This is a genomic window from Polyangium sp. 15x6, assembly GCF_029960785.1.
In the GTDB taxonomy this organism is placed as follows: Bacteria; Myxococcota_A; Polyangia; order Polyangiales; family Polyangiaceae; genus Polyangium.
Window position 1 is genome coordinate 1 of record NZ_JASBQE010000002.1, and the last position, 17,158, is coordinate 17,158.

The window sequence follows — 17,158 nt, forward strand, 5'->3', positions numbered from 1 at the left end:
GACGAAAAAGAGCCGCTCTGGCTCGTCATGGAGTGGCCGGATGGCGAGGTCGAGCCGACGAAATTCGCCCTCACGACGCTCTCACGCCGCATGACGAAAAAGCAAATCATCCGGATCATCAAGGAGCGGTGGCGAACGGAGATCGTCTACGAGGAGCTCAAGGGAGAGCTCGGCCTCGATCATTTCGAGGGCCGCTCGTTCCCCGGGTGGAATCATCACGTCTCCGTCGTCCTGTGCTGCTACGCCTTCGTCGTCGTCGAGCGTATGCGGCATTTTCCCCCCTCGGCCCGAAGGCAAGCGTAAAACGACGCGCACCCCTTCGCGCCCAGCACGCCACTTCGCCGATTCCTTCGCCACCATCCGCATCGCCATCGCTCGCGCGCTCATTGCGTGGCTGCCACGGTGCCCATTCTGTCACCGCACCGGCGATGTCATGCACGGGTCCTCCTGTAGAGAGCCGCCATCCCACGCCACCAACATGCGCCAACCCCTCTTGCTTGATTCTAATGTCCCGCAGTAGAATTAGGTTACCGTGCGGCCGTCGCCTTCGAATAGTAAAAGACCTCTGACGCCGTCATCGTCGCGCAGGTGAAACCTTTCTTCTCACACGCCTCCTGAAGCTCGTCCAGCCGGGCGCGGTCGCTCGCGTAAATCTCGATGTAGGGGCCCGGCAAACGCCGGTACGGCAGATCGGGCATGGCCGGTGTATACAGCGAGTGATTCGCGTAAGGCACTTCGTTCTTGGGCCGATCGTAGGGGCTGATGACGAGCGCATGCCATCCGGCCAGCTCCTTGACTTTCCGCCGGAACGCAGCGTTCATCTGCGGGCGCTTGAGCGCCCAGACGTACCGGTCGTTGGTGAAGCTGTCGAGCACCACGAGGTCGAACTTGTTGAGGGTCGACGGGCCGCCGAGGTCGAGGAGGGTGTTGCTGGACCGGGCCGCCGGCTGGTTGACCCATGCATTCGTGTAGGTGCTCGACGCGATCCTCGACCGGGTCCTCGCCTCTCGCATGATGGCCATGAGCTGCTCCCGGGTATCCATCCGGGAGAGGAGCAGATCATGCCGAATGGAGCGCCATAGATTGGGCAGCAAGGCCGCCGCGACCAGGAAGCCCACGCCGCCGGCGAGGACGCGCGACCGGGTCGGGGCGGCCTTCCACGGAGCATCGCGGAGGGCTCGTTGAAGGAGGAACCGCGCGCCCACGGCGGCCAGAATGCCGACCACCGGCACCAGGGGCAACACGTACCGATCAAACGACAATATGGATCGGAAGACCACCACCACGAAGGCGGCCACGAAAAGGATGATCCCTGCCTTCTTCGGCGCCGCGACCTGCCGATCCCGCAAAAACGCCACGAGGCCCACCGCAGCGAGGCAAAGCAGCACCACCCCGCACCCCGTCGCGAGCGCCTGGCTCTTGTCGAGCCAGGGGTTCAACGTATCGTGGCCGAAGTGACCGAGCTTGTAGGCGTGCTCCTTTTCATAGAGAAAATCTCTCTTGAAGATCGCGTAATCCCGCACGATGTACGGGTTGGTCCCCAGGAAGGTCGCCGCGGCGCCCACGGAGGCCACGAGGCCGTGCAGCAGCGTCTTCCAGATCTGGGTCTTGAATGTGAGCAGCGCGGCCCCTGCGAATGCCGCGCCCACGATCGCGCCGTTGTACTTCGCGGACGCCGCGAGACCCGTCGCCACCCCGATGAGCAGAGATACCCAGAGCGGTTTGTCCTCTCGATCGACCCAGACCAACGTCAACGCGAGGGCAAGCATACACATGGCCGCGAGGGGGATGTCCACGGTATCCACGTGGGATTGCTGCACCCATAACAGCGACGTCCCCGTGAGGAGCGCGGCGAGGCAGCCCACGTTCCGGCGACCGCCGAGCCGGAAGCCACTTACGTAGGTCGAAAACAACCCCACCACGCTGAAGCACAGGGTCAGGATATGCCCGGGCAGCGTGAAGGGCAGCCGCATCGAGCCAATGGACATGGTCCTCGACCATTGCTGGGACATGAAAGCGGCGAAGCTCGAGACCGAGCCCTGGGCTTTCGCGAACATGTACGTGGCCCAGTACATCCCCAGGTTGGCGTACACCGTCAGGGCGGGGTAGTGGTAGGCCTTCGGCTTGCCGTGATTCGTGTAGGTCTCGAGCGCCTGCTGCGCGAGCGAATCCGGGTGCATGAAGGGCGGCCCTCCGGCCGCGCCGAGCAAGACCACGAAGGCCAGCACGGCGAGCAGGGGGAGCCACGTTCGGCGCCGCGAGAAGACGCGTTGCCCCCATCGCTGCAGCCGTTGTTTCACCCCTGGGCGGGCCTGGCCTTCCGGCGTTTCACGATGTGCTTCAAGCATGTGCGTGGGCAGGTGCGGCTGCTTTCGCATGGGACGGCGGGGCACGCAAGGGTCGGAACCTCGACATCGAGGATCGACGGGCGACGACCATGCGCGACTGCGCCCGCACGGAAGCGCCTCGCCAAGATCGCGCCACCCGTTCACGGTTGGGGCCGAAGTGATCACGGAAAATCCGGTGGAGGCAGGTCGAACAGCCCTTGTCGCCTTGGCATCATATCCCCGATCCTTTCGTTGCCCCATGTCCGTCGAACATGGGCGAGGCCGAACCTACACGGATCGCGACAAAACACGGTCGCCACCAATGTGCTCGGCCTCGCGCAACTCGCCGATGCCCCCCCGGCGCCGCCTTCGCCCCAAACGATGTTCGTAGAGCGCCGCCGCCCCGACTCGTGCAATCAGAGCATTACGGAGCGCGCCGTGGCGAGCGTCGGGAGTCCGGAGATCCACGTCGTGAACCCGGTGTTCGAGTCGAGCACCCGGATCACGTTCCCGCCGTCGTCCGGCTCCAGCACCATCAGGTCCGGCTTGCCATCCGGCGGCGATGACATGTCTGCCACGGGGATCGTGTGCACGCGCGATCGCTCGGGTGTCGAATACCCCCACCAGTCGTCGGCGCCGCACCCGCTCGTTCTCCAGTGGAGCTCCCCGTCATTGCCGCTCGTGCGCCAGATCAGCAAGTCGGACTCGCCGTCGCCGTTCCTGTCGATGCCAGGCACCGGGAGGTCCGTCACCTCCATTCCGAACAGGCACGAGTTGGTCGAGAACGAGGTCACCGCGCCGTTCGTCGCGGGGGGATTGGGCGTGAGCAGCGTCCAGTGACCATCTCCCGGCAGCCAGAAGGCGAGCCGGTCCTGCCCGGACGAGAGCTTCATCCCGACGAGCGGCACCACCGCGGCCCGCTGCGTGAGTCACCCCGTGGCCGCGGGGATGAAGTCGGAGGACAGCGTCTGCTGGCGCTTCACCCGAGGACTCGTATCGTGCGCGTCGAACCACGTCAGCACCGCCGATTCCATGTCGTACACGGCCAGATCCGGCGTGGACGCGTTGCTCAGCTTGGCCACGATCGGCACGAGCCGGATCCCGAGCCCCATCTCTTGTTCGTCCGGCGGCGTCGTGCCCGCGAGCGACCGCCAGTGGTACGTCCGGTCGACGCGGTCCCAGACGAGCAGATCCGCGCCGGCGTCGTCGATCAGGTTGTGGCCCGGCATCGGGATGTTCGAGCGTGACCCGAACTGGACTGTCCTCACAATGCCGGGGCCGGTGCCGACCCAGGGTCGATGAACTGCGCGATGCGCAGTTCATCGAACAGGCCGAGGCAAGACCAGCGACGACCCTGCCGACCAAGACAGCCGCGCTACCATTTCGATCGGCAGCGCGGTCCCACCGGTCCGTTGGAAGAACTGCGCATCGCGCAGTTCTTCCACCCTCGGTCCAGGCCGTGCCTGGTCCGGGTGCAGGGGCGGATAGCCCCTGCCGGGGTCCGGGGCGGCGCCCCGGCGCGGCGCCCCATGAAGCGATTTGTCAACGTGCCCCGCATGAGGCACGATGATGCATCGAAGCTGGGGGACAAAAAGCCGTGGCCATCCAATTCAATCACACCATCGTTCTCTCGCGTGACCGGGAGAAATCCGCTCATTTCCTGGCCGAGATCCTCGGCCTTTCGGTGAGCCCGCCGTTCGGGCCCTTCCTGCCTGTCTCCACCGCCAATGGCGTCACGCTGGATTTCCTGACCGTCGACATCGACATCCCGATACAGCACTACGCCTTCCTCGTCTCCGAGGAGGAGTTCGACCAGATCCTCGCACGCCTCGTGCAGCGCCAGATTCCCATCTGGGCAGATCCGCATGGCCGGGAGCCGGGCCGGATCAACCGCAACGACGGTGGGCGGGGTGTGTACTTCTTCGATCCCTCGGGTCACGGCATGGAGGCATTCACCCGCCCGTATGGCAGCGACCCGTCCTCCAAGCTGAACGGCGTCTCGGAAGAGGTCGCAGGAGCCGCGGTTTCGAGCAGATTCCCTCGCTGAACACGCCCTGCCCGAGCTCGCCCTCGACTCACCGCCCCACGTTCTCGTAGAGAGTCGCTGCGAGCCCATCCACGGCGAGGTGCACGATGGTCCCGTCATCGCCCACCAGGAAGCCGTCGGCCCCGTCGAACACGACGCCGTGAAAATCCATGCGGAAAGGCACCGCGAGCCGCTCGAGGGTCCGTTTGCCCTTCTCCACCGAGCTGCGCCATACCGCGCCCCCGCGGCCGACCAAGAGGTTGTCGCCGGACATGTTATTTTCCCAGGCGGCTTCCAGGGCATCGGCAGGCGGCGCGGAGCTGCCGGCGCGGAGCCACGTCTTCCAGACGGACAGCGGGTTCGCCCCATCCGTCGATATATCGCGGCTGATCACCACGTTGGCGTCCCTGTGAATGACATTGATGAAGTCCGCCGGCAGATCCCCGCCGGCGAAGGACGGCCTCGGGGTACAGGAAACCTCCCATTGGGGCTGCTCGCATTCGACGATCGCGCCTGCGGAGCCGAGCACGCACAACCGATGCGGATCGCAGGGATTGAACGCGTGGAGATCCGCCGTGCTGTTCGAAGGGACCGGCCGCCATGTGCCGTTCCCGACGCGCTGCAGGATCACCCCGCCGGCGCCGAACGCCAGCGTGAGCGCCCGATCGTGATACAGGCCGAGGAGATCCTTGTCCGTGCCCGTCTCTTCGATGCGCCAAGTTCCATCGGCCATGCGTGCGACCGCCGTGCCGTGCGCGCCGACCGCGACATGCACGTCCACCTCGCCCATCGGCTGCGTCGGCGCGCCCACGATCGCGTAGAGGTCCTTGGTGGTGCCCGTCGACTCGCGCAACCAGCCCTTCACGGCATCACGCCGAAGCGCCACGCCACGGTCGCCGACGGCGAAGGCCTGTTTTTGCGCCATGCTCACCGCGCGCAGCGGGACCGTCGTGTCCGACGACTCCCGCTCGAAGCGGTACACGATGGGCTTCGGCGCATCACACGCATGCATGGCGCGTGGCGTTCGCGCCTCCAGCCGGAAGGGCGCCGGATCCTGGCCGAGCGAGGCCATCGGCGCGATCCGGACGACACCGCCCTTCGCACACGGCTCCGTCGACCGATCCGCCGGCGTCATGGGCTGAGCGCAGGACGTAACCGCGCCAAGAAAAACGCCGAGCCACGAAGAGAAGCGAGCTGCACGTGTCATCGTCTGCACGTCTCCGGGAACCAGGACACCAACCTCCTGTCAATGGAAAACGCGATTGGGTGCTGGCACAGCGTAGCGCCGGGGTTTCACCCCGGACCCGAGCAGGGGCTATCCGCCCCTGCACCCGGACCAGCGCAAGCGCTGGACCCGGGGTCGATGAACTGCGCTCCGCGCAGTTCATCGAACAGGCCGAGGAACGACCCCCGCCAACCAAGACAGCCGCGCTGCCATTTCGACTGGCAACACAACGGGCCCGTGGGAAGAACTGCGCATCGCGCAGTTCTTCCCCAAATGGTCCAGGGCTTGCCCTGGTCCGGGTCGAGGGGCGGACAGCCCCCGCGGGGTCCGGGGCAGCGCCCCGGCGAAGCGGCCCCAGGGATCCAAACCTTGGGAACTTCGCGCGTCCAACCATGCTCGGAGTCCATCGATGCCGCCCGCTCGCCTTCTCGCCCTCCTCGCCCCGCTCCTGATCGTCGCCTGCAACCGCTCCTCCGCGCCTCCACCGCCTGAACAGGTCGCTGCCCCTGCCCCGCTCGGGCTCGCGCGCCAGAACCTCGAGACCGTCCTGCTCGAAGGCATGCCGCATGTACGGCAAAAGCCTGATTTCTGCGGCGAGGCTTGCGTCTCCATGGCGCTCGCGCGGCTTGGCCGTCCGCTCGATCAGGACGAAATCTTCGCGAGGACTGGCCTCGATCCGGCGCTCGGCCGCGGCGCCTATACGGCCGAGCTCAAGCAAGCCGTCGAGGCCGTCGGCTTTGAGCCCGGGCCTGTGTGGATCCGCATCGACGCCGCGAAGGCCGACGAAGCGCTCGGGGCCGAGCTTGCAGCGCTCCATGCCGATCTCCAGAAGGGCATCCCCTCGATTGTCTGCATGCATTACGACGAGACGCCCACGACCACGGAGCATTTCCGCCTCGTCGTCGGTTATGACTCCTCGCGGGACGAAATCATCTATCACGAGCCTGCCGAGGACGCGGGCGCGTATCGCCGCATGTCGCGGTCGCGTTTCCTCTCGCTCTGGCCGCTCAAGTACAACAAGGATGCGTGGACTGCGATTCGGCTGCGCCTCGCCCCGCGTGATCTCGAGCTCGCCAAGGTGACGCCGCGCAAACCGGGGTTTTCCCCGGCCGATTACGCGCAAAAGGTGATGGCGGTCAAGCAAAAGACCTCGCGCTTGCGCGGCAATTTCACCGTCTTCGTCGAGCCTCCGTTCATCGTCGTCGGCGACGGCCCCGAGCCCCAGGTGCGCAGGGGCGCGGAGGGCACGGTCCGCTGGGCAACCGAGAAGCTCAAGAAAGACTATTTCGCCAAGGACCCGTCGCGCATCCTCGTCGTGTGGCTCTTCAAGGACGCGCCGAGCTACGAGCGGAATGCGCTCACGCTCTTCGGCGAGAAGCCGACCACGCCGTATGGGTATTACACCTCGAAGCACGGCGCGCTCGTCATGAACATCGCGACGGGCGGCGGCACGCTCGTGCACGAGATCGTGCACCCGTTCATCGAGGCGAACTTCCCCGACTGCCCGCCCTGGTTCAACGAGGGGCTCGGCTCCCTCTACGAGCAGAGCGGCGAGGAGGACGGCCGGATCTACGGCTACACGAACTGGCGCCTGCGCGGCCTGCAATCGGCGATCGCCGAGAACCGCGTCCCCTCCATCCGCGCGCTCACCGCGATGAACGACAGCGCGTTTTACGAGGGCGATTACGGCGTCCATTACGCCGCCTCGCGTTACCTCCTCCATTACCTCCAGGGAAAGGGCCTGCTCGTCCGCTATTATCGCGAATTCCACACGAACCGCGAAAAGGATCCCACGGGCTACGACACGCTCCGCCGCGTGCTCGGCGAGGAGGACATGGCGGCCTTCAAGAAGCGCTGGGAGGCCTACGTGCTCGGGCTCTCGTTCCCGTGAAACGTCACGGCGCGGGGATCGGCTTCGTGCACGTCTCGACGACGACGTGCCTCTCGAACGGCACCACGATCCCGGTCACACGATCGAAGTCGGTGGTCGGAAACTCCCATATGCTGACCATGGGACCACTGCCCGGCTGACCGCAGCCGAAGGAACACGGCCCATCGTAGGTGATCGTGTGGACCTTCTGCTGCGCCTCCGGCACCAGGACCACGAGGGTCCCGTCCGGCTTCTCGGCGAAATGATACTTCATCTCCCGTTGGCAGCCGCAGCTCGACCCGATCATGCAAAACGAGCCGTGAAACTGGACGTGATCCTCCGGCTTCAGCTGCACGAATTCGCCCACCTTCGGGATGTAGCGGTGCTTGTACGGCGCATCCGGCGACCCCGGCGGCTTCCAGTTCGGTGGATTCCCCGGCCCGTGGGCGATCTTTTTCACGCTGAGCGGCTTCAGGTTGTCCCGCTGGTGCTGCTCTGCGAGGGCTCGCTCCAGGTTGCGCTCGGCCTGGGCCTCGTACTCCGCGCGCACCTTCGCGACGTCCTGCGGGGACGGGGGCGGCGCCGCCGCGCCCCCGCAGCCGGCGCAGAGCCCGAGGACGCTCGCTATCGTGATGGCTCTCATGGCGCCCGCCACTTCGCCCGACGCGAGCCCGCCCGTCAAGGCGAACTTCGCGCGAGCCGCCGCGCCCTCCGTTCGGCCAGCGCCTCGCGCGCCCGCTTCTCGGCCGCGTCGAGATACGTGTAGATCACCGGCGTGATGTAGAGCGTGAGGAGCTGCGACACCACGAGCCCGCCGACGACCGCAATGCCGAGCGGCCGCCGCGACTCGGCGCCCGCGCCGAACCCGAGCGCGATCGGCAAGCTGCCCGCGAGCGCCGCCATCGTGGTCATCATGATCGGCCGGAAGCGAATCCGCGCCCCAAGAACGATCGCCTCCGCCGCCGGCTTTCCCTCCCGCCGCTCCGCCTCCAGCGCGAAATCGATCATCATGATGGCGTTTTTCTTGACGATACCCACGAGCAGGAGGATGCCGACGAACGAATACACGTTGAGCTCCTGGCCGAGGACGAGCAGCGCGAGCAGCGCGCCGAACCCCGCCGAGGGCAAACCCGAGAGAATCGTGACCGGGTGGACGAAGCTTTCGTAGAGGATGCCGAGCACCACGTAAATCACGAGGATCGCGAGCACGAGCAGGAGCCCGAGATTGCCGACCGATTCCCGGAACACCTCGGCGCTGCCGAGGAACTGCGTGCCGATGGTATCGGGCAATCGCTCCCGCGCGAGGGCCGACACCCGCGCGACCGCCTCCCCGAGCGGCGCGCCCGGGGCCAGGTTGAAGGAGATCGTCACGGAGGGCAATTGCCCGAGGTGATTGACGCTGAGCGGCCCCGCGCCCTCCTCCGTCCGCGAGACCGCCGAGAGCGGCACGAGCTCCCCGCTCGCCGCGCGCACGTACAAGAGCCCGAGCGCGCTCGGATCCTGCGTGAAGCGCCGATCGAGCTCCAGGATCACCCGGTACTGGTTCGTCGGCGCGTAAATCGTCGAGACCTGCCGCCCCGCATAGGCCGAGAACAGCGCCTCCTCGATGCTCTGCGCCGACACGCCGAGCGTCGCCGCGCGGTCCCGATCGATGACGAGCGTGGCCTCGGGCGTCCTTCGTTCGAGATCACTCGTCACGTCGATGAGCCCCGGGATCCCGCGGATCGCCTGTTCGAGATCCGCCGCCGCGTCGTAGAGCTCGTCCACGTCCGCGCCCGTGAGCGTGAATTGATAAAGGGCGCGGGTGAGCTGGCCGCCGAGGCGAATGGGAGGCGGGTTCTGCAGGTACACTTCGAGCCCCGGGATCTTCGCGAGCTCGGGCCGGAGCTCGGCGATGATCTGCTCGGGCTTCTTGCCGTCGCGCTCGTCTCGATCCTCCAATCGAATGAAGAGCCGGCCCGTGTTGCCCGATCCGCTCGGCCCGCCGGCGCCGTGGCTCGACATCACCGACGAGACGCCCGGGTGCGCGCGCACGATGTCCGCCGCGGCCGCTTGATACCGGCTCATCGCCTCGAACGACGTGCCCTGCGCGGCGCGCGTCAGGGCGAAGATCTGCCCCGTGTCCTCGCTCGGAAAGAGGCCCTTCGGCACGACGACGGCGAGCACGATCGTCCCCCCGAAGAGCACGAACGAGGCCATCAGCGTGGCGAAGCGGTGCCGGAGCACCCAGCCGAGGCTACGCGAATACGCGCGATCCATCCGCCCGGACGGCTCGCCGTGCGCCTTTTCTTTCTTTTCGACCTCGTCCGCCTTCTTCGGCCGCAAGAACCGGCTCGCCAGCATGGGCGTGAGAAAGAGCGAGACCACGCCCGAGACGAGGATGGCGATGCTCATGGTCACGGCGAATTCGCGGAGCAGACGCCCCACGATCCCGCCGAGGAAGAGCACCGGGACGAAGACCGCGACGAGCGACGTCGTCATCGATACGACCGTGAAGCCGATCTCCCCCGCGCCGTCGAGCGCGGCTCTCAGCGGGGGTTTGCCCATTTCGAGGTGCCGGAAGATGTTCTCGAGGACCACGATCGCGTCGTCCACGACGAACCCCACGCAGAGCGTGAGCGCGAGGAGCGAGAGGTTGTCGAGGCTATAGTCGAGCGCCCACATGCCCGCGAACGTGCCGATGAGCGAGACGGGCAAAGCCACGCTCGCGACGATCGTGGAGCGCAGATCCCGCAGGAAGATGCCGATCACCAGCACGACGAGGCCGATCGTGACGAGGAGCGTGTGCTCCACGTCGGCCACGGATTCGCGGATCGAGATCGATCGATCGTAGAGCGTCGCGACCTCGACCGAAGCGGGGATCTCGGCGCGGAGCTCCGGCAAGAGCGCGCGCACGGCGTCGACCACGGCGACCGTGTTCGTCCCCGGCTGTCGCTGGATCGCGAGGACGATCGCCCGCTTGCCATCGTAATGGCTCTCGACGCGATCGTTCTCGACGCTGTCGAGCACCGTGCCGAGCTCCTCCAGCCGGACGGGCGCACCTTCGCGATACGCCACGATGATCGGCCGGAACGCGCTCGCCCGGTAAAGCTCGCCGCTCGCCTGCACGACGTAGGTGCGCGCGGGTCCTTCGAGCACGCCCGTCGGCAAATTCACGTTCTCGCGGGCGACGGCGGCGGCGACCTCGTCGATGCCGATCTCGCGCGAGGCGAGCGCCTGCGGATCGAGCCGAATGCGCACCGCGTATTTCTGCGAGCCGAAGACGAGGACCTGCGCGACGCCGCGGATCATCGAGACGCGCTGCGCGATCGTGGTCTCGGCATACTCGGAGACCTCCGACATGGGCAGCGTCTCGGCGTGGAGCGCCAGGTACATGATGGGCGACTCCGCCGGGTTCACCTTCTGGAAGCTCGGCGGCGTGGGCATGTCGGGCGGCAGATTCCGCGCCGCCCGGGAGATCATCGATTGCACGTCGAGCGCCGCCGCGTCGATGTCGCGCGAGAGATCGAACTGGAGCACGATCTGCGTGGTGCCGAGGCCCGACGTCGAGGTCATCGAGTCGATGCCCGCGATGGTCGAGAACTGCCGCTCGAGCGGGGTCGCCACCGCCGCGGCCATCGTCTCCGGGCTCGCGCCCGGGAGCGACGCGCTCACTTGAATGGTCGGAAAATCCACATTCGGCAGGTCGCTCACGGGGAGCGCGCGAAAGCCCGCGATGCCGAAGATCACGATGGCCAGCATGGAGAGCGTGGTCATCACGGGCCGCGTGACGAAAGGCCGGGAGACGTTCATCGCGCCTCCTGCCCCGGCGCCGGCGCCGCGTCCGCGCTGCTTTTCGGGCCCTCGCCCACGAGGGTCACCTTCGCGCCCGGCCGAATACGCAATTGCCCGTCCGTGACCACGCGCTCGCCGCCGGACAGCCCCGATTGCACGATGATCCGCCCGCCGGCGACACGTTCGCCCGCCTGCACGGGACGCATCTCTGCGGTCTCGTCCGCGCCGACCACGAAGACGAACGTGCCCGAAGGCCCGGTTTGCAATGCCTCCGACGGGATGACCACCGCGCCCTCCTGCACGCCGAGCCGCACGGTCGCCTGCACGAATTGCCCCGGCCAGAGGGTTCGCGACGTGTTCTCGAACGTCGCCCGCAGGCGCAAGGTCCCGGTCGCGCGATCGATCGTGCTGTCGATGAACGAGAGCGTCCCGCGCTCGCCGTTGCTCGGGGTCCCCGCGTCGCCCGACGGCGCCGCCGCCGCGGAGACGGGGAGCGGCCCGGACGAACTCGCCATCGCTCGCTGCAAGGTCGGCACGCTCGCCTCGGGAATGGCGAACGAGACGAACGCGGGCGCGAGCCGGACGATTTCCACGAGCACCGTCTCGTTGGCCCGGACGAGATTGCCCTCCCGCACGAGGATGCCGCCCGTTCGCCCGGCGATGGGCGCGCGAATCGTCGTGTATTCGAGGTCGAGCCGCCGCGCGACCGTGGCCGCGCGAAACGCGTCCACCGCCGCCGCCGCGGCCCGCGCCTCGGCGCGCCGGAGCTCGGCGGTCTGCCGGGTCTCCACGCCCGCTTCCGCGAGCTCTTCGTATCGCTCGGCCTGCACCTCCGCGTTTGCCGCCTGCGTCCGGCTCCGCTCCAGGTTCGCCTCCGCCTCGCGCAAGGCGACCTCGAAGGGCCGTTTGTCGAGGAGGAAGAGCACGTCCCCCTCGGCCACGTCCGCGCCCTCCTGGAATTTGACGGCCGTGACGAGCCCGGTCACCCGCGGCCGCAGCGCGACGCTCGCCGAGGGCTCGACCGTGCCAATGGCGGAGAGCTCGATGGGCACAGTCGCCACCTCCGAAAAGGCCACACGAACGGGCGCTCTCGGCGGCTCGACCGGGCTCTTTCGCTCGCGCGAGCAGGCAGGCCCGAGGAGGACGATGGCGAGGACGAGCAGGAACGCTCGCATTCGCGCGGCGTACGGGTGGTGATGGAGGGCGATCACGGCTCGCACGGAGTCCGATGCCGCGCGGGACGTTATGGATGCGCGGCCGGGCGAGCAGGGCGATTCCCCGCGCGCGCCGGATCAGCGAACCAGCGCGAGATACCTCGCCGCGCGCCTGTCTCCTGCGTCGGCGCAGGAAAGGAACAGGCGGCGCGCATCGATCTTGCGGCCCGCGAAATGGGAGACGAGCGCGCGCGCGAAGAGGGCACTCGGCTCGGATGTCTCGGCCGCGTCCCCGAGCCAATCGTGCCAGGCGAGCGAAAGATCCCAGAACCCTTCGGCGTACACCTCGGGTTCGTCCTCGTACACGAGCAGGCCCTCGAGATCGTGCTCCACCGCGTGGCAAAGGACCGAGAGGCCCATGAACGGGAGGAAATCGATCTTGCCGCGCAGCGACGACCATTGCGGCCCGAGCGCCCCCGGCCCCTTGCCCGCCGCCTCCCGCAGCATGCCGAGGTCGAGCCGCTTCGTGCGCGGCAGCGACTCGTTGACGAACACCAGCATCTTGGGCCAGTCGGCCCGCGGCAGACGGTAGCCGGACTTCCCCGCGAGCGTGAGCTCGAGGAGCGGGCGCTCGGACTCGGCGTCGATGCGCTCGACGAGCGCGACCACGTTCTCCGCCATCGCATCCTGCACGAATTCGAGCGGGACGTGGTGCGGATCGTCGACGCGAAGGAAGTCGCCGTCGAGCTTGCGCAGGAGCGCGCCGAGCTCGCCTTGCCGGCTCGCCTTCCCGCGCTCGACGAGCGCGCGCCCGAGCGCGAGGCAGCTCCACGAGACGGGCGCGTCGTTCCCGGAGACGAGCCCCACCATCTCGGGCACGACGAGCGACATCCCCGCGCCGGAGACGGCCGCGAGGTAGAGCAGGTTCACGGGCTGCTCGTCCTCGACGTACGTGTAGGAAAAACCCTTTTGTCCTCGAATGGTTCGTCCCATCGATGGCTCGCTCGGGACGCGCGGGATGGCGCGGCGAGGAGCAGCGTCGGGCGAAGAGGGCCCCCGCGTCAAGCCAAAGTCACGATCGCTCGACGCGCTTCGTCCATTTCTTGCGGAAATGGACCCACGCCGCGATGGCCGCGGTGACGAGCGTCAAGGGCAAGGCGTGCTCGACGACCTGCTGCCGGAGCGCCGCGATCCAGTGGAGGAGCGCCTCGCCGAAGAAGCGGCAGAGGCCGACCCAGAGGGTCTGCGACACGACGATCGCGGGCACGAGCAGGCGCGCCGGGGCGGCGAACGCGCCCGCGAGGGTGCTCGCGATGGGGCCCGGAATGACGAGCACGAGCAGGGACGCGCTCATCCGCACCGGCTTCATGAGACGCTCGACACGCGCCTCGGACGCGACGCCCCGCGCGACGAGCCAGCGCAAGGCGCGTGTCCCCTCGGAGCGGCCGAACAGGTACGCGAGCAGGCATTGCCCGGCACAGATGGGCAATGCGATGGCCCAGTACGCGATCGGCGAGGAGACCCCCGCGACGAGCACGAGATGGGCGGGGACCGGCGAGAGCGCGAGGAGCGCGAGCGGCGCATGCGCGAACAGGACCGGCGACAGCGCAGCCCCGACGATGCGGCTGCCCATGATCAGCACGAAAGCCGTGGCCAGATACGGCCGGCGCGTCGCGAGTACGTCGTTCCCGGGGCCCTCGCTCATTCAATCGTCCTCGTCGTCCCCCTCGTCCTCGTCGTCGTACCCGTCCTCGTCGCTCTCGTCCTCTTCGCCCTCGCCGGAATCGTCGTACCCGGAATCGTCGTCCTCGTCGCCATAACCGAGCCGCCGATTCATCTCGCTGTCAAGGTACGGATTGCCGAACGGATCGCGCTCCCAGGCGGGCGGCTCGTCACTCTTCCCCTTCGAGGGCTTGCCCTGCTCGTTCTGCGGCCCTTTGTTCTCGACGGACGCAGCGACGGAGGCGAGGGCGAGCTCCTGCAGGTCGTGGAGCGTCTCGTCGAACGTGCGCCCGCCGGCCTCGGCCGTTTGCAGCGCCATGAGCGTGACCACGATGTTGGTGCCCTGGGTCGTGGCGATTTCCTGGACAAACCCGGAGAGCGCCTCGGTCGCGCCCGCGACACGCGCCACCGCGGGCGGAGGCGGCTCGCCCCGGAGCGCGTCCTTGAGGCGCGCCAGGATGAAGTCGTCGCCGAAGCCGGCCTCGCGCAGCGCTTGCAGTCCGGCACGAATGCGCGACCAGCGGGCCCGTGATTCGAGGACCTCCGTGGGCTCCTTGGGCAGGACCGCGTCGGCCAGGGCTGCGAGGGTCTCGAGCGCCCCCGCCACCCCTTGCTCCGCGAGCGCTTGCAGGGTCTGCGCAATGGAGTTGCGGAGATTCGGGTTGATACGCGTGCCCAGATGAACGGCCTCGGCGACGGCGCCCCGCGCCGCCTCGATCGCGGGCTCGTGCTCGCCGCCCCGCGCGTGCGTGAGGAGCAGGTTCCCGCACACCGTGAGCAGATCCACGCGCGCCTCGACGAGCGAATCGTCGTCCGCCGCGCGCCCCTCGGCCAGGAAACCCGCGTTCACCTTTTCGAGGATGGAGCGCGCCTTGCGGAGCCGCTCGATCCCCTCGTCCCTCCGGCCCGCGCCGAGCGAGAGGCCGGCCATGTCGCCCCAGCTCTTCGCCGCCATCGCGCTCTCGACGCCGTCGTGCTTCTCGCGGAGCGCGAGCGCCTTGCCATAATGAAGCTCGGCCCCGGCGCCGTCCCCCGTCATTCCGAGGGCGCTTCCGAGGTGGTGATAGGCTTCCCCGGCCTCGCGGGATTCGGCGTCGATTCGCTCGCGAATGGCGACGGCGCGGCGGAGCGCTGTCACGCCCTCCTTCGGTTCGCCGCCCCAGGTCGCGGCGAACCCGAGGTTTTCGAGGCACGTCGCGATGCCCGGATCCTCCGGCGGGAGCGCCTTCTCGGCCTTGCGCAAAGCCTCGCGCCCGGCTGCGATCGCCTCCTCGTACCGCCCGAGGAACGAGAGCCCCTTGGCGCGGTCGGCGAGCGTCTTCCAATCGAACGGCGAGCTCTCCGGCGGCAGCTCGTACGTCCCCGTGAGGATCCCCTCGAAGCGCGGATCGTCGCGGACCGAATCGAAATAATCGTCGGCTCGCGCCTTGTCGATCCATTTCTCGTCTTTCGCGACGGCAATGGCGAGATCCCTGAGCGCGTTCTCGCGATCACCGGTGATCGCGCGTTCACAGGCGCGGTTGAACCACAGGACGTCGTAGCTGCCGCCGAGCAGCACCTGCCCGTCCTTGTCGACACGCGCGATCGCCTCGGTGTACGCCGCGATCGCGTCCGCGTGGCGCTTCATCGACGTGAGGATGAAGCCCTTGTCCATCCATGCGAGGGCCGAGTCCTTGGCCGCGATCGCGCGCTCGGCGGCGCGCAGGGCGCCTTCGTAATCGCCGCGCTTCTGCAAGATCCGGATGTGCTCGCGGATGAGGTCCTTCGGCCTGCGCGCCTGGTAGGCGAGGATCCCCTCGGCCCACGTATCGAACGAGGCGATCTCGGCCGAAGGCGGTTCGGCCTTTCCTTGCGCCGCGAGCTCGCGCTGGGCCATGACCGCCGCGAGCGCCTCGGCGTCCGCGAGCGCCTCGTCCCCCGTGTCGTCCGAGGCGTGCAGGTACGCGAGAAGCGCGAGCGGCGTGATCGCGCCGGGCAAGAGGTCCCGGAGCTTTTTCGCGAGCGGCCGGCCTTCGGGGCCATTGCGCTGCGAAATCGCCCGGAAGAGGACCCGCTCGGCCTCGAAGTTTTTCACGTGCGCGTCCATCGCGTCGATCGCGCGATCGCAGGCCGCCGTGTAATCGTCATTCAATCGGTCCCGCACGATCCAGAGGATCGGGTGCAGGTCCTCCCGGGCCGGCAGATCCTCGCGCGTGGCCAGCGTCGGCTCGATCTCGGCCCGCACGACGGCCGCGAGGCCCTCCTCCCCTCGCGAGCGCTCGATCTCCGAGACGAGCAACGCCGCGAAATACGCCTTCCAGACGCGCCCCGTCGCCGCCATCGCCTTCGCCCACGCGGCCGCGGCTTCGAGCTCGTAAAGCGGCAGCTCCTTCCACAGGAGCCGCGCCGCGGCGACCTCCACGCGGCGCCATTTCTTCTCCGTGAGATCCCGCCGGAGCGCGTCGCGCAGGTAATCCTCGTTGTCCGTCTCGAGATCGTCGGTGTAATCGCCGCGCACGGCCCTGACGGCGAGCTCGTGGAGCTCCCGCGCCCATTTCTCCATGTCCTCGGGCACCGACCCGCCCGCGAGCATCTCGCCGAGCGTCTGCTCCAGCGACGCGTCGGACAGCGTCACGACGGCCTTGTGCGCCATCCAGCGGACGGCCTCCTCGGAATCACGCAGCCTCGCCGCGAGGGCGGCGCGAATGCCGTCGGGCAGCGTCGGCGCGAACGCCGCGACGGCCTCGCAAAGCGTGGCGATCTTTTCCTCGGGCGTCTTCGCGTCCCGGGCCCGCGCCGCGAGCTCGTCGGCGGTGCGACGCACGACCGAGGATTCGAGCCACGCGGGCATCGGCTTTCCGCTCTTCCAATCGATGAACCGGACGCCGAGGAGCCCGGAATCGACGAGCAGCATGTACCGCCCCTCGCCCATGTCGATGGTCCAGAACGGCGACGCGTCACCCCGGCGCGGCGCGCGCCTCACGACCTGAAAACCCTCGCGGGTCACGCCCTCGAAGATCGAGCGCAGCGAGACGTCCTCGCGCAGAAAATACACGACTTGTTCGCTCATGGTTTCCTCGA

13 protein-coding genes are annotated in these 17,158 nt (G+C 68.0%); 3 read left to right on the top strand and 10 right to left on the bottom strand.

Annotation, left to right across the window (positions count from 1 at the left end):
• Window positions 1–303: transposase (locus QHF83_RS01525; RefSeq protein WP_282415935.1), on the top strand; the 303-nt coding region annotated here is incomplete at its 5' end.
• 224 nt (window positions 304–527) lie between these two features.
• Here the strand turns inward: QHF83_RS01525 and QHF83_RS01530 are convergent.
• The 3 genes from QHF83_RS01530 to QHF83_RS01540 form a co-directional block, all read right to left on the bottom strand.
• Window positions 528–2,228 carry a glycosyltransferase family 39 protein gene (locus QHF83_RS01530; protein ID WP_282415936.1) on the bottom strand — a complete coding sequence of 567 codons (1,701 nt, stop codon included), beginning with the start codon at window positions 2,226–2,228 and terminating at the stop codon, window positions 528–530.
• 515 nt (window positions 2,229–2,743) lie between these two features.
• Complete coding sequence (locus tag QHF83_RS01535) at window positions 2,744–3,220, bottom strand: hypothetical protein (protein ID WP_282415937.1); 477 nt, start codon at window positions 3,218–3,220, stop codon at window positions 2,744–2,746.
• A 36-nt stretch (window positions 3,221–3,256) separates the two neighbouring features.
• On the bottom strand, window positions 3,257–3,556 hold the full coding sequence (locus tag QHF83_RS01540; protein ID WP_282415938.1) for a hypothetical protein: 300 nt from the start codon (window positions 3,554–3,556) through the stop codon (window positions 3,257–3,259).
• 368 nt (window positions 3,557–3,924) lie between these two features.
• On the opposite strand from QHF83_RS01540, the gene QHF83_RS01545 reads away from it, so the two are divergent.
• On the top strand, window positions 3,925–4,374 hold the full coding sequence (locus QHF83_RS01545) for a VOC family protein (RefSeq protein ID WP_282415939.1): 450 nt from the start codon (window positions 3,925–3,927) through the stop codon (window positions 4,372–4,374).
• Between the two features lie 28 nt (window positions 4,375–4,402).
• Here the strand turns inward: QHF83_RS01545 and QHF83_RS01550 are convergent, their stop codons facing one another.
• Window positions 4,403–5,488: a hypothetical protein gene (locus tag QHF83_RS01550; RefSeq protein ID WP_282415940.1), complete on the bottom strand. Its 1,086-nt coding sequence runs from the start codon at window positions 5,486–5,488 to the stop codon at window positions 4,403–4,405.
• A gap of 499 nt (window positions 5,489–5,987) precedes the next feature.
• Between QHF83_RS01550 and QHF83_RS01555 the strand changes: the two genes are divergently transcribed.
• On the top strand, window positions 5,988–7,469 hold the full coding sequence (locus QHF83_RS01555) for a C39 family peptidase (RefSeq protein ID WP_282415941.1): 1,482 nt from the start codon (window positions 5,988–5,990) through the stop codon (window positions 7,467–7,469).
• Between the two features lie 4 nt (window positions 7,470–7,473).
• Here QHF83_RS01555 and QHF83_RS01560 read toward each other — a convergent pair whose 3' ends face one another.
• From QHF83_RS01560 to QHF83_RS01585, 6 genes are all read right to left on the bottom strand, one after another.
• Window positions 7,474–8,091 (bottom strand): hypothetical protein, encoded by a 618-nt coding sequence (locus tag QHF83_RS01560; protein ID WP_282415942.1) that lies wholly within the window; start codon window positions 8,089–8,091, stop codon window positions 7,474–7,476.
• 35 nt (window positions 8,092–8,126) lie between these two features.
• Window positions 8,127–11,240: an efflux RND transporter permease subunit gene (locus QHF83_RS01565; protein ID WP_282415943.1), complete on the bottom strand. Its 3,114-nt coding sequence runs from the start codon at window positions 11,238–11,240 to the stop codon at window positions 8,127–8,129.
• A complete protein-coding gene (locus QHF83_RS01570; protein ID WP_282415944.1) occupies window positions 11,237–12,442 on the bottom strand; it encodes an efflux RND transporter periplasmic adaptor subunit in 1,206 nt (401 codons plus the stop codon). Before QHF83_RS01570 ends, QHF83_RS01565 begins: the two co-directional genes overlap by 4 nt.
• Before the next feature lie 72 nt (window positions 12,443–12,514).
• Window positions 12,515–13,369, bottom strand: coding sequence for a hypothetical protein (locus QHF83_RS01575; protein ID WP_282415945.1), 855 nt, complete (start codon window positions 13,367–13,369; stop codon window positions 12,515–12,517).
• A gap of 79 nt (window positions 13,370–13,448) precedes the next feature.
• Entirely contained in the window at window positions 13,449–14,081 is a 633-nt protein-coding gene (locus QHF83_RS01580) for a hypothetical protein (RefSeq protein ID WP_282415946.1), read from the bottom strand.
• Complete coding sequence (locus QHF83_RS01585; protein ID WP_282415947.1) at window positions 14,082–17,147, bottom strand: tetratricopeptide repeat protein; 3,066 nt, start codon at window positions 17,145–17,147, stop codon at window positions 14,082–14,084.
• Between the last annotated feature and the right edge of the window lie 11 nt (window positions 17,148–17,158).

Coding starts and splice junctions, on each gene's coding strand:
- QHF83_RS01580 (WP_282415946.1), bottom strand. CDS start 14,081: ATGAGCGAGGGCCCCGGGAACGACGTACTCGCGACGCGCCGGCCGTAT.
- QHF83_RS01555 (WP_282415941.1), top strand. CDS start 5,988: ATGCCGCCCGCTCGCCTTCTCGCCCTCCTCGCCCCGCTCCTGATCGTC.
- QHF83_RS01535 (WP_282415937.1), bottom strand. CDS start 3,220: ATGAAGCTCTCGTCCGGGCAGGACCGGCTCGCCTTCTGGCTGCCGGGA.
- QHF83_RS01575 (WP_282415945.1), bottom strand. CDS start 13,369: ATGGGACGAACCATTCGAGGACAAAAGGGTTTTTCCTACACGTACGTC.
- QHF83_RS01565 (WP_282415943.1), bottom strand. CDS start 11,240: ATGAACGTCTCCCGGCCTTTCGTCACGCGGCCCGTGATGACCACGCTC.
- QHF83_RS01585 (WP_282415947.1), bottom strand. CDS start 17,147: ATGAGCGAACAAGTCGTGTATTTTCTGCGCGAGGACGTCTCGCTGCGC.
- QHF83_RS01550 (WP_282415940.1), bottom strand. CDS start 5,488: ATGACGCCGGCGGATCGGTCGACGGAGCCGTGTGCGAAGGGCGGTGTC.
- QHF83_RS01560 (WP_282415942.1), bottom strand. CDS start 8,091: ATGAGAGCCATCACGATAGCGAGCGTCCTCGGGCTCTGCGCCGGCTGC.
- QHF83_RS01540 (WP_282415938.1), bottom strand. CDS start 3,556: ATGCCGGGCCACAACCTGATCGACGACGCCGGCGCGGATCTGCTCGTC.